A 16,004-nucleotide genomic window follows, 5' to 3' on the forward strand; every position below is an offset into this window, starting at 1 on the left:
TTTCATGTCTCTGCGACACCTGGTGGCGGCGGCCGTCGTCACCGCGTGCGTCATCGGCACCGCCCAGCCCGTCAGCGCGGCGCCGCGGGATCCGGTCCGGCAGGAGCTGCGGGCTCTGGTCAGCGAGCATGGCTTCCCCGGTGCACTGGCCGCTGTCCGGGAGCGTGACGGCGACACCCGCGATCTGACCGCCGGTCCGAACGTGCCGGTCAACGGTCAGGTACGCATCGGCAGCAACACGAAGACGTTCGTGTCGGTCGTGGTTCTGCAGCTCGTGGCCGAGAAGAAGGTCGAGCTGGACGCGCCCGTCGAGAAGTACCTGCCGGGGCTGGTCCGCGGTGAGGGGATCGACGGCCGGAAGATCACCGTCCGGCAGCTGCTGCAGCACACCAGCGGGCTGCCGAACTACACCGAGTACCTCGACACCGACGGGTCGTTCGCGCTGCAGCACACGTACTGGGAGCCGCGGGACCTGCTGGACCTGGCGCTCGCCCACCCGGCGGTGTTCGCGCCCGGCGCGAAGTGGGAGTACAGCAACACGAACTACGTGGTGGCGGGGCTGCTCGTCCAGAAGGTGACCGGTCGGCCGATCGCCGAGCAGATCACCGATCGGGTGATCCGCAAGGCCGGTCTGCGGCACACGTACTTCCCCGGCGTCGGCGACCAGTCCATCCGGGAGCGGCACCCGCACGGGTACCACCCGGACGAGTCCGGCGAGCTGGTCGACGTGACGGTCCTCGACCCGTCCTGGGGCTGGGCGGCCGGTCAGATGATCGGTACGCCGGAGGACCTGAACAGCTTCTTCCGCGCCCTGGTCGGAGGCCGGTTGCTCCCGCCCGCGCAGCTGAAGGAGATGCGTACCACGGTGGAGGCCCCGGAGATGTGGCCCGGAGCCCGGTACGGCCTGGGGATCATGAGCTTCCCGCTGAGCTGCGGCGGCGTCGCCTGGGGTCATGGCGGTGACATCCCCGGGTACGAAACGCGGGGTGGTGTCACCGAGGACGGCCGGGGTGTGTCGGTGGCGGTGACCGCGATGCCGTCCGAGGAGGTCGCGCACAACGCGGTCCTGAAGACCGTCGACACGGCGCTCTGCTCGCACTGACAGCCGGGGCCGCCGGGCGCCCGTACGGGGCGCCCGGCAGCATCCGATCAGGTCAGCAGGGTGACCGTGTAGTTCAGCGTGGTGCCGCTGGCCGTGTACGTGGCCGTCTGCCCGTTGGTGCAGTACGACACGAAGTTGTTACCGAGCACGTCGTCACCGGCGGTGGCGTGCACGAGCGGGCGCACGTCGACACCCTCGGCGAGCGGTGTGGAGGTCAGGTCGACGAGGCGCCACTGGTTGACCGGGTAGTCGTCGGTCGGGGCCGAGAGCTGCCCGTCACGGGTCGTGACCTGGAAGTTCATCACAAAACCGCCGTTGTTGACGACGGCGATCTTCTGCACGCACGGGGTCGCCAGCGCGCTGGGGGCGGCGGCCGCGGGCTGCGCGGCCGCGCCGAGCAGTCCGGCGAGGCCGGCGGTGGCGAGCGCGGCGGTCGTGGCCGCGCGGGGTGCGATGCGGGTCATCGGGTGTCCTCCAATGTGGTGGGTGAGGAACTGTCGACCGCACTGGTAACCGGACACGACGGCATCAAACCGCTGTTCGTCAATATAAAGGACTTTAAATGTTATAGCCCTGAACAATGATCATTGGTGCAGACGGGAACTACCAGGTCAGGACCCCTCGACCCGGACACGATGCGGGACAAGAACGGGGGTGTGCTCGCCTCCGTCCGCGGGACCGGGCAGGATATGCGTTCATGAGCGACCACGGAGAGCGGCCGACGCCGGGTAAGGGCCTGATCAACGGCCTCGCCGTCACGCTCAAGACGCTGGTCAAGCCCACGATCACGCAGCAGTACCCCGACGTCGAGCCCGATCTGCCGCCGCGCTCCCGGGGCGTCATCGCCCTGCTCGAGGAGAACTGCACGGTCTGCATGCTGTGCGCCCGCGAGTGCCCGGACTGGTGCATCTACATCGACTCGCACAAGGAAGAGGTCGTCGTCCCCGGCGCGGCCCGCGCCCGGCAGCGCAACGTGCTCGACAAGTTCGACATCGACTTCTCCCTGTGCATGTACTGCGGCATCTGCATCGAGGTCTGCCCGTTCGACGCGCTGCACTGGACCCCCGAGTTCGAGTACGCCGAGACCGACGTCCTCGACCTGCTCCACGACAAGAACCGCCTCGGCGACTGGATGCAGACCGTGCCGCCGCCGCCCGCCCACGACGTGCTCGGTGAGCCCTCGAAGGAGGAGTCCACCGCCGCCCGCAAGGCCGCCGGCCCGGGCACGGCCACCCCGGCGCAGACCGCCCGCCCGCCCGTACGCCGGGAGCAGGCACCGTGACCGTCGCCGACGTGTTGTTGCTGGCGCTCGGAGCTGTCGCGGTCGGTTCGGGTGCTGCCGTCGTCACCACCAGCCACCTGGTCCGCGCCGGCCTCTACCTGGTGATCAGCCTGGGCGCGACGGCCGGCCTCTACCTCGTCCTCGGCGCGGAGCTGGTCGCCTGGGTGCAGATCCTCGTGTACGTCGGAGCGGTCGTCGTCCTGCTGCTCTTCGCCGTCATGCTGACCCGCGCCCCGATCGGCGCGTCCAAGGATCTCGACCGGCCGGCCTGGCCCGCGCTGATCGTCGGCGGCGGTGTCGGCCTCGGCCTGGCGGCGCTGCTGGCCGACGCGTTCCGCTGGACGCTCTACGACCTGCCCCCGCCGGGCACCGCCGAGCGGATGGGCACCGAGATCTTCGGGCAGTGGGTGCTGCCGTTCGAGGTGCTCTCGATCCTGCTGCTGTCCGCTCTGGTCGGCGCGATCGTCCTGTCTAGGCCCGACCTCGGCGCGCGCCAGGATCTCCGCGAGGGGGACAACGCCTGATGCACGCGGTCATCCCCTACGTGACGGCTGCCCTGCTCTTCGGGCTCGGCGTCTACGGCGTCCTGCGCCGGCGCAACGCGATCCTGGTGCTGATGGCGGTCGAGCTGATGCTGAACGCCATCAACCTGATCTTCATCACGGCCGACGCCTCGGTCCGCGCCGCGCTCGTCGGCGTCCAGATCGAGGCCTGGGCCTACCCGAACGGCGAACCCCCGGGGTACTCCGGCGGCGTGTTCGCCCTGTTCATCATCGTGCTGGCCGCCGCCGAGGTGGGTGTCGGTCTTGCGATCGTGCTGCAGTACTACCGGATGCGTCAGGCGGTGCACCTCGACGAGGTCGAGCTCCACCACGAGTCCGACGGGCAGGTCACCCGGTGATCGCTGAGGTCTTCGGGACGGCGCTGTTCGGCGTACCGGTGCTGCTCGGTCTGGCCGGTCTGCTGCTGCCGGCCGGCGACGGCGGCCGGCCACGACGGCGCCTGGCCGCCGGCCTGGGCATCGCGGGCGCCGCCATCGCCCTCGCCGAAGTGGTGTTTCTGCTGGTGGCGGGCTCGGACCCGGTGGAGTTCGGCGCCGAGGTGGTGCGGTTCGGGGACCTGCCGGTCACCTTCGGCGTCTCGCTAGGCCCCGCCGCGCTCTATGTCGCGCTGGCCGTCACCGTCGTCGCGCTGCTCGTCCAGATCTACTCGGTCGGATACCTGCACGACGACCCCCGGTACGCCCCCTACGCCGCGCAGATCAGCATCTTCACCGGCGCGATGCTCATGGTGGTGGCCGCGAACGACCTGATCCTGCTGCTGGTCGGCTGGGAGATCATGGGCGCCTGCTCCTACCTGCTCATCGGGCACGACCGGCGGCTGCCCGAGGCGCCCCGCGCGGCCGTGAAGGCGTTCCTGGTCACACGGGTCGGCGACGTCGGTTTTCTGCTCGGCATCGCGCTGCTCGGCGTCTCGGCCGGCAGCTTCCGGATCGCCGACGTGCTGGCGGCCCCGCCCGAGCACCTGACGATCGCGCTGCTGCTGATTTTGGCCGGGGTCGCCGGGAAGAGCGCGCAGTTCCCGCTGCACACGTGGCTGCCCGACGCCATGGCCGGCCCGACGCCGATCTCCGCGCTGATCCACGCCGCGACCATGGTCGCCGCCGGTGTGTACGTCGTCTTCCGGCTCTTCCCGCTCTTCGCCCGCTCACCCGGCGCGCTCGCGGTCCTCGGTGTCATGGCGGCGATCACCCTGCTGCTGGGGGCCTTCTCGGCCACCGCCCAGGACGACCTCAAGCGGGTCCTGGCCTGGTCGACGGTGTCGCAGATCGGCTACATGACCGGCGCGCTCGCGGTCGGTGCCCCCGCCGCGGCGCTGTTCCACCTGCTCACCCACGCGGCCTTCAAGGCGCTGCTCTTCCTCGCGGCCGGCGGTGTCATCCACGCGGTCGGCACCAACCTGATGTCGCGGATGGGCGGCCTGCGCACCCACATGCCGGTGACGTTCTGGTCGTTCGTCATCGGACTCGGCGCCCTCGCCGGGCTGCCCCCGCTCGCGGGTTTCTGGTCCAAGGAGAACGTCCTGGTCGCCGCCGCCCACGCCACCGAGGGCCACGGCCCGGCGCCGGCCTGGGTCGGCTGGGTGGTCTGGCTCGCCGGTCTGCTCGGCGTCGCGATCACCGCCTGGTACGCGACCCGCCTGCTGCTGCGCACCTTCTTCGGCCACCCCCGCTCCCGCACCGAGCAGTGGCACGTCGGCTTCGACGACGCCCGGTACGAGCGCGGCGACGGCGCCCCGCACGACCCACCGGCCCTGATCCGCTGGCCGGTCCTGCTGCTCACGGTGCCGGCCGCGCTGCTCGGCCTGATCGCCTTCGTGCCCGCGTTCCGCTCGGCGCTCGAGCTCGAAGCGCCGCATCTCTCGGTGAGCGTCGTGCTCCCGATGCTGCTGCTCGCCCTGGGCGCGGGCAGCTCGTGGTGGCTGTGGCACACCGCTCCGGGCGCCGACCCGGCGCTGGCCCTGGGCCGGTTGCGGCCGTTCTTCGCCGCCGGCTTCCGGATCGACGACCTCCAGGACCGCTTCCTGGTACGCCCGGTACGCGCGTTCGCCACCGCCCTGCGCATCGTCGACGAACGTGTCGTGGACGCCGCCGTCGAAGGCACCGGCACCTCGGCGACCCGCTTCGGCACGGTCCTGTCCACCGCCCACCGCGCGGCGCTGCCCCGGGCCGCCGTCGCGGTCCTCGCCGGTGCTCTCGTGCTGGGCGTGGTCGCGGCGATCTACGGAGCCGGCTCATGATCTACCGGGACTACGTGACCACGGGCGGCACGTTCGCGCAGGTGCTGCTCATCGCGGTGCTCGCGGTGCCGGCGCTCGGTGCGGTGGCCGTCGCCCTGCTCCCGGCCCGCATCGACCGCGGCGCCCGGATCCTCGCGACCGTCTTCGCGGCGGTCACCTTCGTGCTGACCGCGCTGCTGGCCCTGCCGTCCGTCCGGGGCTCCGGCTGGGCCGCCTTCGGTGTCGAACAGCCTCGGCTGCTCCCGTGGACCGACGTCAACGTGTCGTGGGTGCCCGCCCTCGGCGTCGACTTCCACCTCGGTGTCGACGCGATCTCGTACCCGCTGGTGGTGCTGACCGGGCTGCTGACGGCGCTGTGCTGTGCGTACACGGTGTGGAAGGTGCCGGAGGGCGGCCGCGGCCGGACGCTCGCGGCGCTGCTGCTCGTGCTCGAGGTCGGCATCCTCGGTACGTTCCTCGCCCTGGACCTGGTCCTGTTCTTCGTCTTCTTCGAGGTTGTCCTCCTCCCGATGTACGCGGTCATCGTGGGCTGGGGCGGCCCCGACCGGCGCCGGGCGGCCCGCAAGTTTGTCCTCTACACGCTGTTCGGCTCGGTGCTGCTCCTGCTGGGCGTCTTCACCGTGGTCGTCGCGGCCGGCACCGGCGACCTGATGACGCTGACCGGCGGCGCCGGCCTCTCCCGCACCGTGCAGTACACCGCGTTCGCACTGTTCGCAGTCGCGTTCGCGGTGAAGGCGCCGCTCTGGCCGCTGCACACATGGCTCCCGGCCGCCCACACCGAGGCGCCCACGGTCGGCAGCGTGATCCTCGCCGGCGTCCTGCTCAAGATGGGCACGTACGGCCTGATCCGCGTCGGCGTCGGCGTGGCCCCGCTCGGCGCGGCCTGGGCCGCACCCGTCCTCGGCATCCTCGCCGCCGCAGCGATCATCATCGGCTCGCTGGTGTGCCTCCGTCAGACCGACTTGAAGCGTCTGATCGCGTACTCGAGTGTCGGTCACATGGGCTTTGTCCTGCTCGGCATCGCCACGCTGACGGTGACCGGCCTCCAGGCCGCGCTGATCGGCAACGTCGCCCACGGCATCATCACCGGCCTGCTGTTCTTCCTGGCCGGCGCGATCAAGGACCGCGGCCACACCGGCTCGCTGGCCGACCTCGGCGGCCTCCGCGAGACCGCACCGCGCCTGGCGGGCCTGCTCGGCTTCGCGGCGATCGCCTCCCTCGGCCTCCCCGGCCTGGCCGGCTTCTGGGGTGAGGCCTTCGCGGTGGTCGCGGCCACCGAACGCGGGGGCCCCCTGTGGATCACCCTGGCGGCGCTGGCGGCGATCGGCGGCGCGCTGACGGCCGCCTACTTCCTCCGCCTGCTGCGCCGCGTCACCCACGGACCGGCGACCCCCGCGGTTGCCGGCTTCGCACCGATCTCCCGCCCCGAATGGCTGGCCTGGTCCCCGCTGATCCTGCTGGCCCTCGCGGTCGGCCTGGTACCGGCCCTGGTCCTCGCGGCCACGTCCGACCCGGTGGCCGCCCTGACCGGAGCCCTCCCATGACCCAGGCCGTGAACCACTTCGCCCTGCTGCCGCTCTACGCGGCCGGCGGTACGGCGCTGCTCGTCCTGGTGATGGAGCTCGCCTTCGGTAAATGGGTGCTCCCGACGGCAGTGTCCGGCGGCTTCGCCACGATCGCGGCGGCGGTCGCCCTGGCCCTGGACCCGGCGCCGACGTTCTGCAGCGGCCCGCAATGCTCCTGGATCGCCACGCCCCAGGCCGCTGTCGCAGCGGTCCTGTTCGCGGCGCTCACCATCGGGGTGCTGGCGCTCTCGGCACCTGCCCTGCGGAAGGGGATCGCGCCGCCGGGAGAGTTCTGCTTCCTGCTGGTGTGCTCGATGGCCGGAGGTGTGGTCGTCGCCTACTCCGGTGACCTGATCACGCTGATCGTCGGGCTGGAGACACTGACGCTCCCGCTGTACGTGCTGGTCGGCTTGCGCCGCTTCGCGCCGGGCGAGCGTGTGACCACCACCGGGGCTTCCGCCGCGGTCACGTTCTTCCTGGTCAGTGTCGTCTCGACCGCCCTCGCGCTGCTCGGGGCTGCTCTTCTCTACGCGTCCACGGGGGCGCTGCACCTGGCTGTGCTGACCGGCGGCAGTGGTCCGGTCGAAGCTCTCGGCTCGGTCGGGGCGACGCTGCTGGTGATCGGCTTCGCCTTCAAGGTCGCTGCCGTGCCGCTCCACGCTTGGGCACCGGCGACTTACGACGGCGCTCCCGTACCGGTCGCTGCCTACCTGTCCACGGCCTCGAAGCTCGGCGGTGTGATCGCGCTGGCCGCGGTGGTGCAGCGGCTCGACACTGGTCCGCTGGTGGCCGTTCTGGCTGTGCTGACGATGACGGTCGGCAACCTGGTGGCGCTTCGGCAGACCCGGATGGTTCGGCTGCTGGCCTGGTCTTCCGTTGCTCAGGCCGGCTACATCCTCGCGCCGCTCGCCGTGGGCCGGGCCGGGGTTCAGGCGGCTGTCGCCTACGCGGTCTTCTTCGTCCTGCTGGAGTTCGTCGCCTTCGGGGTGGTGGTCGCTCTGCGCGGCCCGGACGGCGACGGCGGTGAGCTGGCGGATTATCGGGGTGCTGCGCGACGAAATCCTTGGCTGGGCGCTGCGCTGGTGCTGTCGTTCGCTGGGCTGGCTGGTCTGCCCCCGGGTCTGGCCGGCCTCTTCGCCAAGGTGACGGTCATCGCCTCCCTGATCAACTCTGGGTGGGGGTGGCTGGCCGGGGTTGTGGCTCTGAACGCCGTTATCGCTCTCGCCTATTACATCCGGGTGACTGCGAGCCTTTACGCCCCGATCCAGCCGGTGGGTATTCCACTGATCACGTCCGTTGCCGACCCGAATCTTCTGCAGGCGGCTACACATCCTCGGGTGGCGGTTCCGCGGGCGGTCGCGGCGGCCATTGCGGGGACGGCGACGGTTGCTGTTGTTGTTGGATTTGCTCCGCAGTGGGTCTTCGACAGCCTCCTGCCCTGACCTGACCCTCCCGGGAAACAGTCACCCCGAGCCTGCACTCGCGCGCTTGCCCTCACCCCTGACGTCCGACCCGGCGTCACCGCCGCCTGCCCCTTGGTGCGTGATCTTGATCGGGTTGGGGATTGGCTGCCCCTGCGCCCTCACCCTGATGGCGGCTGCCGCCGGCGTGACCGCACCCCCTGGTGCGTGATCTTGGCTGGGGTCAGGGGTGGTGGCCTTGGCGGCTGGCCGAGTCGGTGGGCCAGGGGGTTTCGCCGCTGGCGGTTGTAGGTGGTCGACGTTTACTGCGGGCACCGGCGGTGGGGTGGTGTTGGTGCATGGCTGCGGTTGGTGTCCCTTGCTGGCTTTCGGATTGGCTGGGGTCAGGTCAAGGGCTGGCACTGTGGGGCGCTCGTTGTGGTCCGTTTCCGTAGCCACCGTGCGGGGGTTCGTGCTTCCGGACGTCCAGCCCTTGATCACATACAGCGAAGTCACAGCTACCGATGGATGAATTCCTACCGTCGCGATGTTCCATCAGACGTGGGCCTGTCGGTCCGCTTCGAGAGGGAGTTCATCGTGCACAGCCATCACAACGGTCTGAAGACGGCCGCTCTGCTGGGTTTGCTCACCGCCATGATTCTTGCCGTCGGGTACTGGATCGGTGGAAGCGGCGGCCTGGTGTTTGCCGTCGTTCTCTCGCTGGCGCTCAATGCCGGCAGTTATTTCTTCTCCGACAAGCTTGCTCTGCGGTCGATGCGGGCGCGGCCGGTCAGTGAGGCCGAGTTCCCGGCGCTCTATCAGATTGTGCGGGAGTTGGCGACGGACGCGGGGCAGCCGATGCCTCGTCTGTATATCAGTCCGGCCATGCAGCCGAATGCGTTCGCGACCGGGCGTAACCCGAAGAATGCCGCTGTTGCGGTCACCGTGGGGATCACGCAGTTGCTGGATCGCCGCGAGCTGAGGGGTGTCATCGGTCACGAGCTTTCGCACGTCTACAACCGCGATATTCTGATTTCCAGTGTTGCCGCCGCGCTGGCGGGGATCATCACGATGTTCGCGCAGCTGGCGATTTTCCTGCCGCTCGGTGGTTCGGATGACGACGACGGGCCGAACCCGGCTTCGCTGCTGCTCATGCTGATTCTCGGTCCGCTGGCCGCGTCGGTGATTCAGCTGGCGATCAGCCGGAACCGTGAGTACCAGGCCGATGCGTCCGGGGCGACGCTGACCCGGGATCCGTTGGCGCTGGCCAGTGCGTTGCAGAAGATTCAGTACGGCGCGCAGCGGTTGCCTTTGCCGGCCGATGGTCAGCTGGCGACCTCCGCGCACCTGATGATCGCCAATCCGTTGCGGGGTGGGGGCATCGCGTCGCTCTTCTCGACGCACCCGCCGATGGAGGAGCGGATCAAGCGGCTGCAGCAGCTGGCGGCGATCACGGGCAACGGGCCGGTGCAGTTCCAGCGCTGAGCCAGGGGTGATGTCGACGACAGAGCCCATATTTCGGATGTGTTACGCGCCCACCGGACGTTAGGTTCGGTGGGCGCTTCGCTCGTTACAGCAGACGAGCTCGTCTCATACAGCTAGGAGGTAGGGCCTGATGACCGCGTTGCGTCAGTACCTTGGCGTGTGGCAGATGCCGGGTGGTCGGGTCCTCCTGATAGTCGGCATTCTGGCCCGCCTCGGCATCGGCATGACCCCGCTCGCCTTGTTGCTGCTCGTGCAGCGGGCCACCGGCAGTTACGCCGCCGCGGGTCTGGCCGGCGGCATGTACGCCCTGGCCGGTGCCGCGATCAGTCCCGTGGCAGGTCGGGTCGCTGACCGGATCGGGCCGTCGCCGGTGCTGCTGGCGACCTCGATCCTGCATCCGCTGGCCCTGGGCGGGCTGCTTCTGGTCAGCCGGGGTGGTGAGGCGGCCCTGACCGGCATCTTCATCGTGTCGGCGCTGGCCGGCGCCACCTATCCGCCGCTGACCGCCGCGATCCGGCGGGCCTGGACCGATGCGACCGCGGTCGGGTCCGGGCGGCACGGGCTGCGGCAGGCGGCGATGGCCGCAGAGACGTCGCTCTTCGAGCTGGTTTTTGTGCTCGGCCCGATGCTGGTCGCGGCGCTGATCGTGATCACCCGTGACCCGGCGTCCGCGCTGGGCTTTGCGGCGGTGGCGACCTTTGCCGGGACGCTGTGGATCGCGCGGCTGCCGATCATGCGGAACTGGGTGCGGCACGAGGACGCCGACGCCACCCGTGGGCTCGGTCCGCTCAAGGTCGGCGGGTTCCCCGCTCTGCTCGTCTGTGTCGCCGCTCTCGGTATCGCGTTCGGCGCGGCCGGGGTGATCGTCCCTGCGTACGCGGGTCAGCACGGCGGCGGTGACGGACTCGGTGGCGTCCTGCTCGGGGTCTGGGGTGTCGGTAGTGCGATCGGCGGCATCTGGTTCGGCACGAGGCGGCCTGCGATGGCGCTGCCCCGGCAGTTCGCGTGGGGGCTCGGCGCGGTGTCGGCCAGTTTCCTGGTGCTCGCGTTCATGCCGGGTCCGCTGGCGCTGGGGGTTGCCCTGGCCGTCGGGGGCGCCGCGATCGCTCCGGCGCTGACGATCGAGAACAACCTGGTAGGCCGGATCGCACCCGCGGGGATGCTGAACGAGGCGTACACGTGGGTGGTGACCGTGTCGGTTGCCGGCAGCGCGGCCGGTGGTGCGGTGGCCGGTGCGATCGTCGACCAGCCCGGTGGGTTGCCGTGGGCGTTTGTCTTCGCGGCCGTGGTGCTGATGGTGGCGTCGCTGGTCGCGGCGGTGCCGACGGGTCCGATGGCCCGGGCCGACGAGCGGGCGGCCGAGCGGCTGCGTGCCGCGATGGCCGCCGCCTGACGTCCCTCTTTAGCCTGATGAATGCGTTGCTGACCGCTTAGGTCCGTTACGTTCCTGTCGTGTTGGCAGCAGTGCGGTACCTGACGGTCTGGCGAATCCCGTACGCCCCGACGTTGCTCCTCGCCGGGGTGGTCGCCCGGCTGGGCATCGGGATGACGCCGCTCGCCCTGTTGTTGCTCGTCGAGGAGGCCACCGGCCGGTACGCCGCCGGTGGTCTCGCCGTCGGCTGTTACGCCGTCGCGGGTGCGATCGCCAACCCGGTCGCGGCGCGGGTGGCCGACCGTGTCGGTGCTGCCCAGGTGCTGCGCGCCACCGCTGCGGCCCACGCCGCCATCCTGATGCTGCTGGCCCTGGTCGCCACGGCCGGCCTGCCGCTCGTGCTGGTCGTCTCGGCGCTGGCGGGGGCCACCTATCCGCCGTTGACCGGTGCGATCCGCCGGGTGTGGACCGGGCTGACCGGCCGCGAACCGCACGCCCGCCGGCAGGCGGCGCTGGCTGCGGAGACCTCGTTGTTCGAGCTCGTTTACGTGATCGGCCCGCTGCTGGTCGCCGCGCTGGCGACGTTCACCGACGGGTACGGGCCGGTGCTCTTTGTCGCCGCCGCGGTCACCTTCGCCGGCGGTCTGCTGGTTTCCCGCGTGCCCGCGATGCAGGAACGCCACCCGCCCGGCCGCCACTCGATGCGGCGTGTCCCCGGCTTCGGCACGCTGCTGGTCTGCGTGGCGCTGCTCGGTGGTGCGTTCGGGGCGGTCACCGTGGGCGTGCCCGCCTTCGCGGCCGGCCACGGTGGTGGTGCGGGGCTGGGCGGGCTGCTGCTCGGGGTCTGGGGTGTGGGCAGCACGATCGGCGGCCTCTGGTTCGGCACGCGCCGGCCGCGGCGGGACCCGTGCGGCCAGTACGCCGTACTGCTGGCGGCAGTCGGGTTCGGTTTTCTCCTGCTGATCGGGGCGTCCGGTCCGTGGTCGCTGAGCCTCGTCCTGGTCCTCGGCGGCGTCACCATGGCACCCGCGCTGACCGTGGAGAACAACCTGGTCGGCCGGATCGCCCCGGGCGCCGCGCTGAACGAGGCGTACACCCGGGTCCTGGCCACGGCGATCGTCAGCAGTGCGGCCGGCAGTGCGCTGGCCGGGGTGATCGTGGACCGGCCGGGCGGGGTGCGCTGGGCGTTCGCCCTGGCCGGTGGGCTCGCGATGGCGGCGGCGCTGGTCGGGGCCCGGCCGGCCGGCGCTCTGGCGCGCGCCGACCGGCTGCTGACCGCCCGGCAGCGCAGTGCCGCGGACGTGGCCCGGATGTTGCCGTCGCTCCGGCCGCAGTCCGCGAGGTCAGCCGGACTCCGGCCCGAACGTCAGGTGGTTCGTGATGCGGTACCGGTCGCCGCGGTAGACGGATCGGGCGAACTCGATGACCCGACCGTGGGTGTCGCTCGTCGTGCGTTCGAAGAGCAGGGCGGGGGAGTAGCGCGGCACCCCCAGCAGCCGTGACTCGATCGCGTCGGTGACGGTCGGCTCGGTTGTCTGCACCGCCGTCGCCGGGGTGATGCCGTGGCGTTCGCGCAGGTGGCGGTAGAGGGATCCGGCGGCGAAGTCGTCCGCGGTCAGTCCGGGGGCGATGCTGAGCGGCAGCCGGATCTCCTCCAGGGCGATCGGGGCGGCGTCGACGACCCGCCGCCGCAGCGCCCGGATCACGTCGTCGCCGGGGGAGACCTGCAACCGCATGCTGAGCCGGGCGCCGGCCGACACGACCCCGAACTCCAGCACCTCGCTGTCCCACTCGCCCTCGGCCGGTGGCAGGGCGGCCGCCGCGGGGACCTCCTGGGAGATCTTGCGGTGGTTGGTGAAGGTGCCGCGACCGTGCCGCCGCACGAGGAGGCCCTCCTGGGCCAACTCCTCGATCGCCGCGCGGATCGTCGGCCGTGACGCGCCGAAGTCGTCGCTGAGGTCACGCTCCGACGGCAGCGCGTCACCCGGTTCGCACGAGTCGATCAGCTCGCGCAGCTTCTCCCGGACCTCGGCCCGCCGCATCACCACGACGTCCATGTTGTCCAGTGGTCAGCTTCCCGGCAAGGCCTTCGTTTTGCCACACCCTGATTTAAGCAGCACCTCAGGCTCAACCTATTGACGAGGGCAATTGGAAGGAGTGTTATCGGTTTACCACTGGTAAGTCCTTCCCCCCGAGTTCGAGGAGCCCTCCCCCCATGGGCACAAAACGCAGAATCGCCGTGAGCGCCACCGTCGCCGCCACCGCCGCGGCTCTCGCCGCCGTCGGCATCGCCGCCGCGCCCAGCAGCAGTGCGGCCGCCGCCTGCGGCGTGCTGTTCGACGACTTCAACTACTCATCGCGTACGGACGCAGCACTGAGCCAGCGGGGCTGGAGCATCCGCGGCAACGCGGGCGGACCCGGCGTGCCCGGCGCGTCGTGGCTGGCCGACAACGTGGCGTTCCCCACTGTGGACGGTCAGAAGGTCGCCCAGCTGACCGCCCGTACCAACGGCACCGCGGCCGGCACCTCGCACGCGGAGTTCTCGCAGAGCAACCGCCGCTTCTTCGAGGGCACCTACCTGGCGCGCATCAAGTTCGCGGACGCGCCGGTGAGCGGCCCCGACGGCGACCACGTCAACCAGACCTTCTACACGATCTCGCCGCTGGCGGCCCCGATGGACCCGACGTACTCGGAGATGGACTTCTCGGAGTACCTGCCCAACGGCGGCTGGGGCGAGGCGGGCCCGATCAACTACCAGACCACCTGGTACACCTACGTCGCCGATCCCTGGTACGCGGACAACCAGCACAGCCAGCAGGCCCGCAGCATCAACGGCTGGCACGACGTGATGGCCACCGTGTCCGCCGGTCACGTGAAGTACTTCATCGACGGTGTGCAGGTCGGTGACCACTCCGGCAAGGTCTACCCGCGGCAGAACATGTCGATCGACTTCAACCAGTGGTTCATCGACCTCGCCGGGCACAGCAGCGGCACGTCGGTCTACCAGCAGTCGGTCGACTACCTCTACCACGCGAAGAAGCAGGTGCTGACGCCTGCGCAGGCGAGTGCGACGATCGCGGCGTACCGGTCGGCGGGGACGACCCACACCGACAACGTCGTGTCGACGAACGACTGTGACGGCGGCGGCACGACCCCGCCCCCGGCGACAACACCGCCGACGACAACACCGCCGGCCACCGGCGGGACGCGGCTGCAGTCCAACTTCAGCGGCCGCTGCATCGACATCCCGGGCGGCGTGCCCAACTCCGGGTCGCTCCTGCAGATGTACGACTGCAACACCAGCGCCGCGCAGACCTGGAAGTTCGAGGGCGACGGCACGCTGCGGGCGATGGGCAAGTGCATGGACCCGGCCGGGGGCGCACTCGCCAACGGCACCCGCATCCAGCTGACCGACTGCAACACCAACCCGGTGCAGCGGTTCACCCTGACCGCCGAGCGGACCCTGAAGAACGTCTCCTCGGGCCGGTGCGTGGACATCAAGGACTGGAACGGCAGCAACGGCGCCGGGCTGCAGCTCTGGGACTGTGCCGCCACGTCCAACCAGATCTGGGGCAAGGTCTAGCTCCACGGAAATGGCCCGCGTCGCTGCGACGCGGGCCATCTCTGTGTCCGTCAGGCGGTGCAGCCCGAGGTGGGCAGGGCGGTGAGCGCCGGCGGAGTGGTGTTGTTGAACGTCGCCAGCAGCAGCTGCTGGGGGCAGCGCAGCTGACCGGCCGGGTACTTCAGCTGGAGGTGCAGGTGCGGTCCGGTCGAACTGCCCGCGCCGGCAGCGCCCCTCGCGCCGCCGCTCTGGCCCAGCTGCGTGCCGGCGGCCACTCGCGCCCCGTTCGCGGCCGAACGCTGCGACGCGTGGCAGTACACGTACACGCCGCCGTCATCGCCGACGAGCTGGACCCCGTACCCGCACTTGGCGTCGTTGAAGTTGGTCACCGAACCGGAGATGACGGCGTAGAACGGCGTGCCGACCGGCTCGGTGATGTCGACCGCCGGGTAGTCGTGGTGCTTGGCGGTGAGCTTGGCCGCGGTGACGGTGTTGCGGGGCAGCAGCAGGGCGTACGCCCGGGACGGCGGCACCGAGCCACCGGTCGACGTGGACGTCTTGTAGACGACCCGTCCGAAGTACCGCGCGGTGCCGAACGAGAACACGCCGCCGTCCAGCCCGAGCATCCAGTAACCGCCGCCCGGGTGCGAGGCGATGCCGACCATCGGTGCGGCCAGTGACTGCCCGCCCATCGACCCGTGGAACGGTGCATCGCCGAAGGAGAACACCCCGCCGTCGGACGCGACCATCCGGTAACCGGCCGTGCTGCGGGAAAGGCCCACCACCGGGGCGTTGAGCGCCTTTCCGCCCATGCTGCCGTAGAACTGCGCGTTGCCGAAGGCGAAGATGCCGCCGTCGGAGGCGACGAGCCAGTAGCCGGCGCCGTTGGGTGTTGCGGTCATGCCGACGATCGGCTTGTTGAGCGGCTTTCCGCCCATGCTGCCGTAGAACTGCGCGTCGCCGAAGGCGAAGATGCCGCCGTCGGAGGCGACGAGCCAGTAGCCGGCGCCGCTCGGTGTGGCCGCCATGCCGACGATCGGCTTGTTCAGCGGCTTCCCGCCCATGCTGCCGTAGAACTGCGCGTCCCCGAAGGAGAAGATCCCGCCGTCGGTCGCCACCAGCCAGTACCCGCGGCCGGTCTTGGTGACGGCCATGGCGGTCACCGGGGCGTTCAGCGGCTTCCCGCCCATCGACCCGTGGAACGGCGCGTCGCCGAAGGCGAACACCCCGCCGTCCCGGGCGGCGATCCAGTAGCCGTTCCCGCTCGGGGTGGACGCCAGCGTGACCGGGGCGGCCGCTGACGAGACATCCGCCGAGGCCGGCTGGGCGACACCGACCACGGTGGACACAACAACCGCGGCAACCGCAACGGAGATCGTCTGCAACAGACGACGTGGTGATGACATGGGATTTTCCTAGGCTCGGAGGACTTGGTGC

At 70.5% G+C, this 16,004-nt stretch carries 13 protein-coding genes and 1 pseudogene; 11 read left to right on the top strand and 3 right to left on the bottom strand.

All coding sequences use genetic code 11. From position 1 onward, the window contains the following. The first annotated feature begins 4 nt into the window (after positions 1-4). Entirely contained in the window at positions 5-1,102 is a 1,098-nt protein-coding gene (locus AFR_RS04280; RefSeq protein ID WP_023358082.1) for a serine hydrolase domain-containing protein, read from the top strand. Between the two features lie 47 nt (positions 1,103-1,149). Here AFR_RS04280 and AFR_RS04285 read toward each other — a convergent pair whose 3' ends face one another. Continuing rightward, entirely contained in the window at positions 1,150-1,566 is a 417-nt protein-coding gene (locus AFR_RS04285; RefSeq protein WP_023358083.1) for a hypothetical protein, read from the bottom strand. A gap of 233 nt (positions 1,567-1,799) precedes the next feature. Here AFR_RS04285 and AFR_RS04290 point away from each other — a divergent pair, with 233 nt between their 5' ends. From AFR_RS04290 to AFR_RS48770, 9 genes and pseudogenes are all read left to right on the top strand, one after another. Further along, positions 1,800-2,384 carry a NuoI/complex I 23 kDa subunit family protein gene (locus AFR_RS04290; RefSeq protein ID WP_023358084.1) on the top strand — a complete coding sequence of 195 codons (585 nt, stop codon included), beginning with the start codon at positions 1,800-1,802 and terminating at the stop codon, positions 2,382-2,384. Beyond that, complete coding sequence (locus AFR_RS04295; protein ID WP_023358085.1) at positions 2,381-2,908, top strand: NADH-quinone oxidoreductase subunit J family protein; 528 nt, start codon at positions 2,381-2,383, stop codon at positions 2,906-2,908. Before AFR_RS04290 ends, AFR_RS04295 begins: the two co-directional genes overlap by 4 nt. Continuing rightward, positions 2,908-3,285, top strand: a complete 378-nt coding sequence (nuoK, locus tag AFR_RS04300) for an NADH-quinone oxidoreductase subunit NuoK (protein WP_023358086.1) — start codon at positions 2,908-2,910, stop codon at positions 3,283-3,285. Before AFR_RS04295 ends, nuoK begins: the two co-directional genes overlap by 1 nt. Next, on the top strand, positions 3,282-5,183 hold the full coding sequence (locus AFR_RS04305) for an NADH-quinone oxidoreductase subunit 5 family protein (protein WP_023358087.1): 1,902 nt from the start codon (positions 3,282-3,284) through the stop codon (positions 5,181-5,183). The genes nuoK and AFR_RS04305 overlap by 4 nt, the downstream gene beginning before the upstream one ends. Then, on the top strand, positions 5,180-6,727 hold the full coding sequence (locus tag AFR_RS04310; protein WP_023358088.1) for a complex I subunit 4 family protein: 1,548 nt from the start codon (positions 5,180-5,182) through the stop codon (positions 6,725-6,727). Before AFR_RS04305 ends, AFR_RS04310 begins: the two co-directional genes overlap by 4 nt. Beyond that, positions 6,724-8,190 carry an NADH-quinone oxidoreductase subunit N gene (locus tag AFR_RS04315; RefSeq protein WP_023358089.1) on the top strand — a complete coding sequence of 489 codons (1,467 nt, stop codon included), beginning with the start codon at positions 6,724-6,726 and terminating at the stop codon, positions 8,188-8,190. The genes AFR_RS04310 and AFR_RS04315 overlap by 4 nt, the downstream gene beginning before the upstream one ends. A 612-nt stretch (positions 8,191-8,802) precedes the next feature. Next, complete coding sequence (locus AFR_RS04320) at positions 8,803-9,633, top strand: M48 family metalloprotease (protein WP_052359644.1); 831 nt, start codon at positions 8,803-8,805, stop codon at positions 9,631-9,633. A gap of 130 nt (positions 9,634-9,763) precedes the next feature. Next, positions 9,764-11,026 carry an MFS transporter gene (locus tag AFR_RS04325; RefSeq protein WP_023358091.1) on the top strand — a complete coding sequence of 421 codons (1,263 nt, stop codon included), beginning with the start codon at positions 9,764-9,766 and terminating at the stop codon, positions 11,024-11,026. A gap of 152 nt (positions 11,027-11,178) precedes the next feature. Next, positions 11,179-11,907, top strand: a pseudogene (locus tag AFR_RS48770) (MFS transporter); the annotation flags it as partial. A 441-nt stretch (positions 11,908-12,348) separates the two neighbouring features. Here the strand turns inward: AFR_RS48770 and AFR_RS44795 are convergent. Then, complete coding sequence (locus AFR_RS44795) at positions 12,349-13,062, bottom strand: GntR family transcriptional regulator (protein ID WP_202963973.1); 714 nt, start codon at positions 13,060-13,062, stop codon at positions 12,349-12,351. Between the two features lie 182 nt (positions 13,063-13,244). On the opposite strand from AFR_RS44795, the gene AFR_RS04340 reads away from it, so the two are divergent. Further along, positions 13,245-14,588, top strand: coding sequence for a ricin-type beta-trefoil lectin domain protein (locus AFR_RS04340; RefSeq protein WP_158510508.1), 1,344 nt, complete (start codon positions 13,245-13,247; stop codon positions 14,586-14,588). Between the two features lie 50 nt (positions 14,589-14,638). Here AFR_RS04340 and AFR_RS43355 read toward each other — a convergent pair whose 3' ends face one another. Beyond that, positions 14,639-15,973 (bottom strand): M23 family metallopeptidase, encoded by a 1,335-nt coding sequence (locus AFR_RS43355; RefSeq protein ID WP_084297905.1) that lies wholly within the window; start codon positions 15,971-15,973, stop codon positions 14,639-14,641. Positions 15,974-16,004: the final 31 nt, after the last annotated feature.

The organism is Amorphoplanes friuliensis DSM 7358 (assembly GCF_000494755.1).
Lineage (GTDB): Bacteria > Actinomycetota > Actinomycetes > Mycobacteriales > Micromonosporaceae > Actinoplanes > Actinoplanes friuliensis.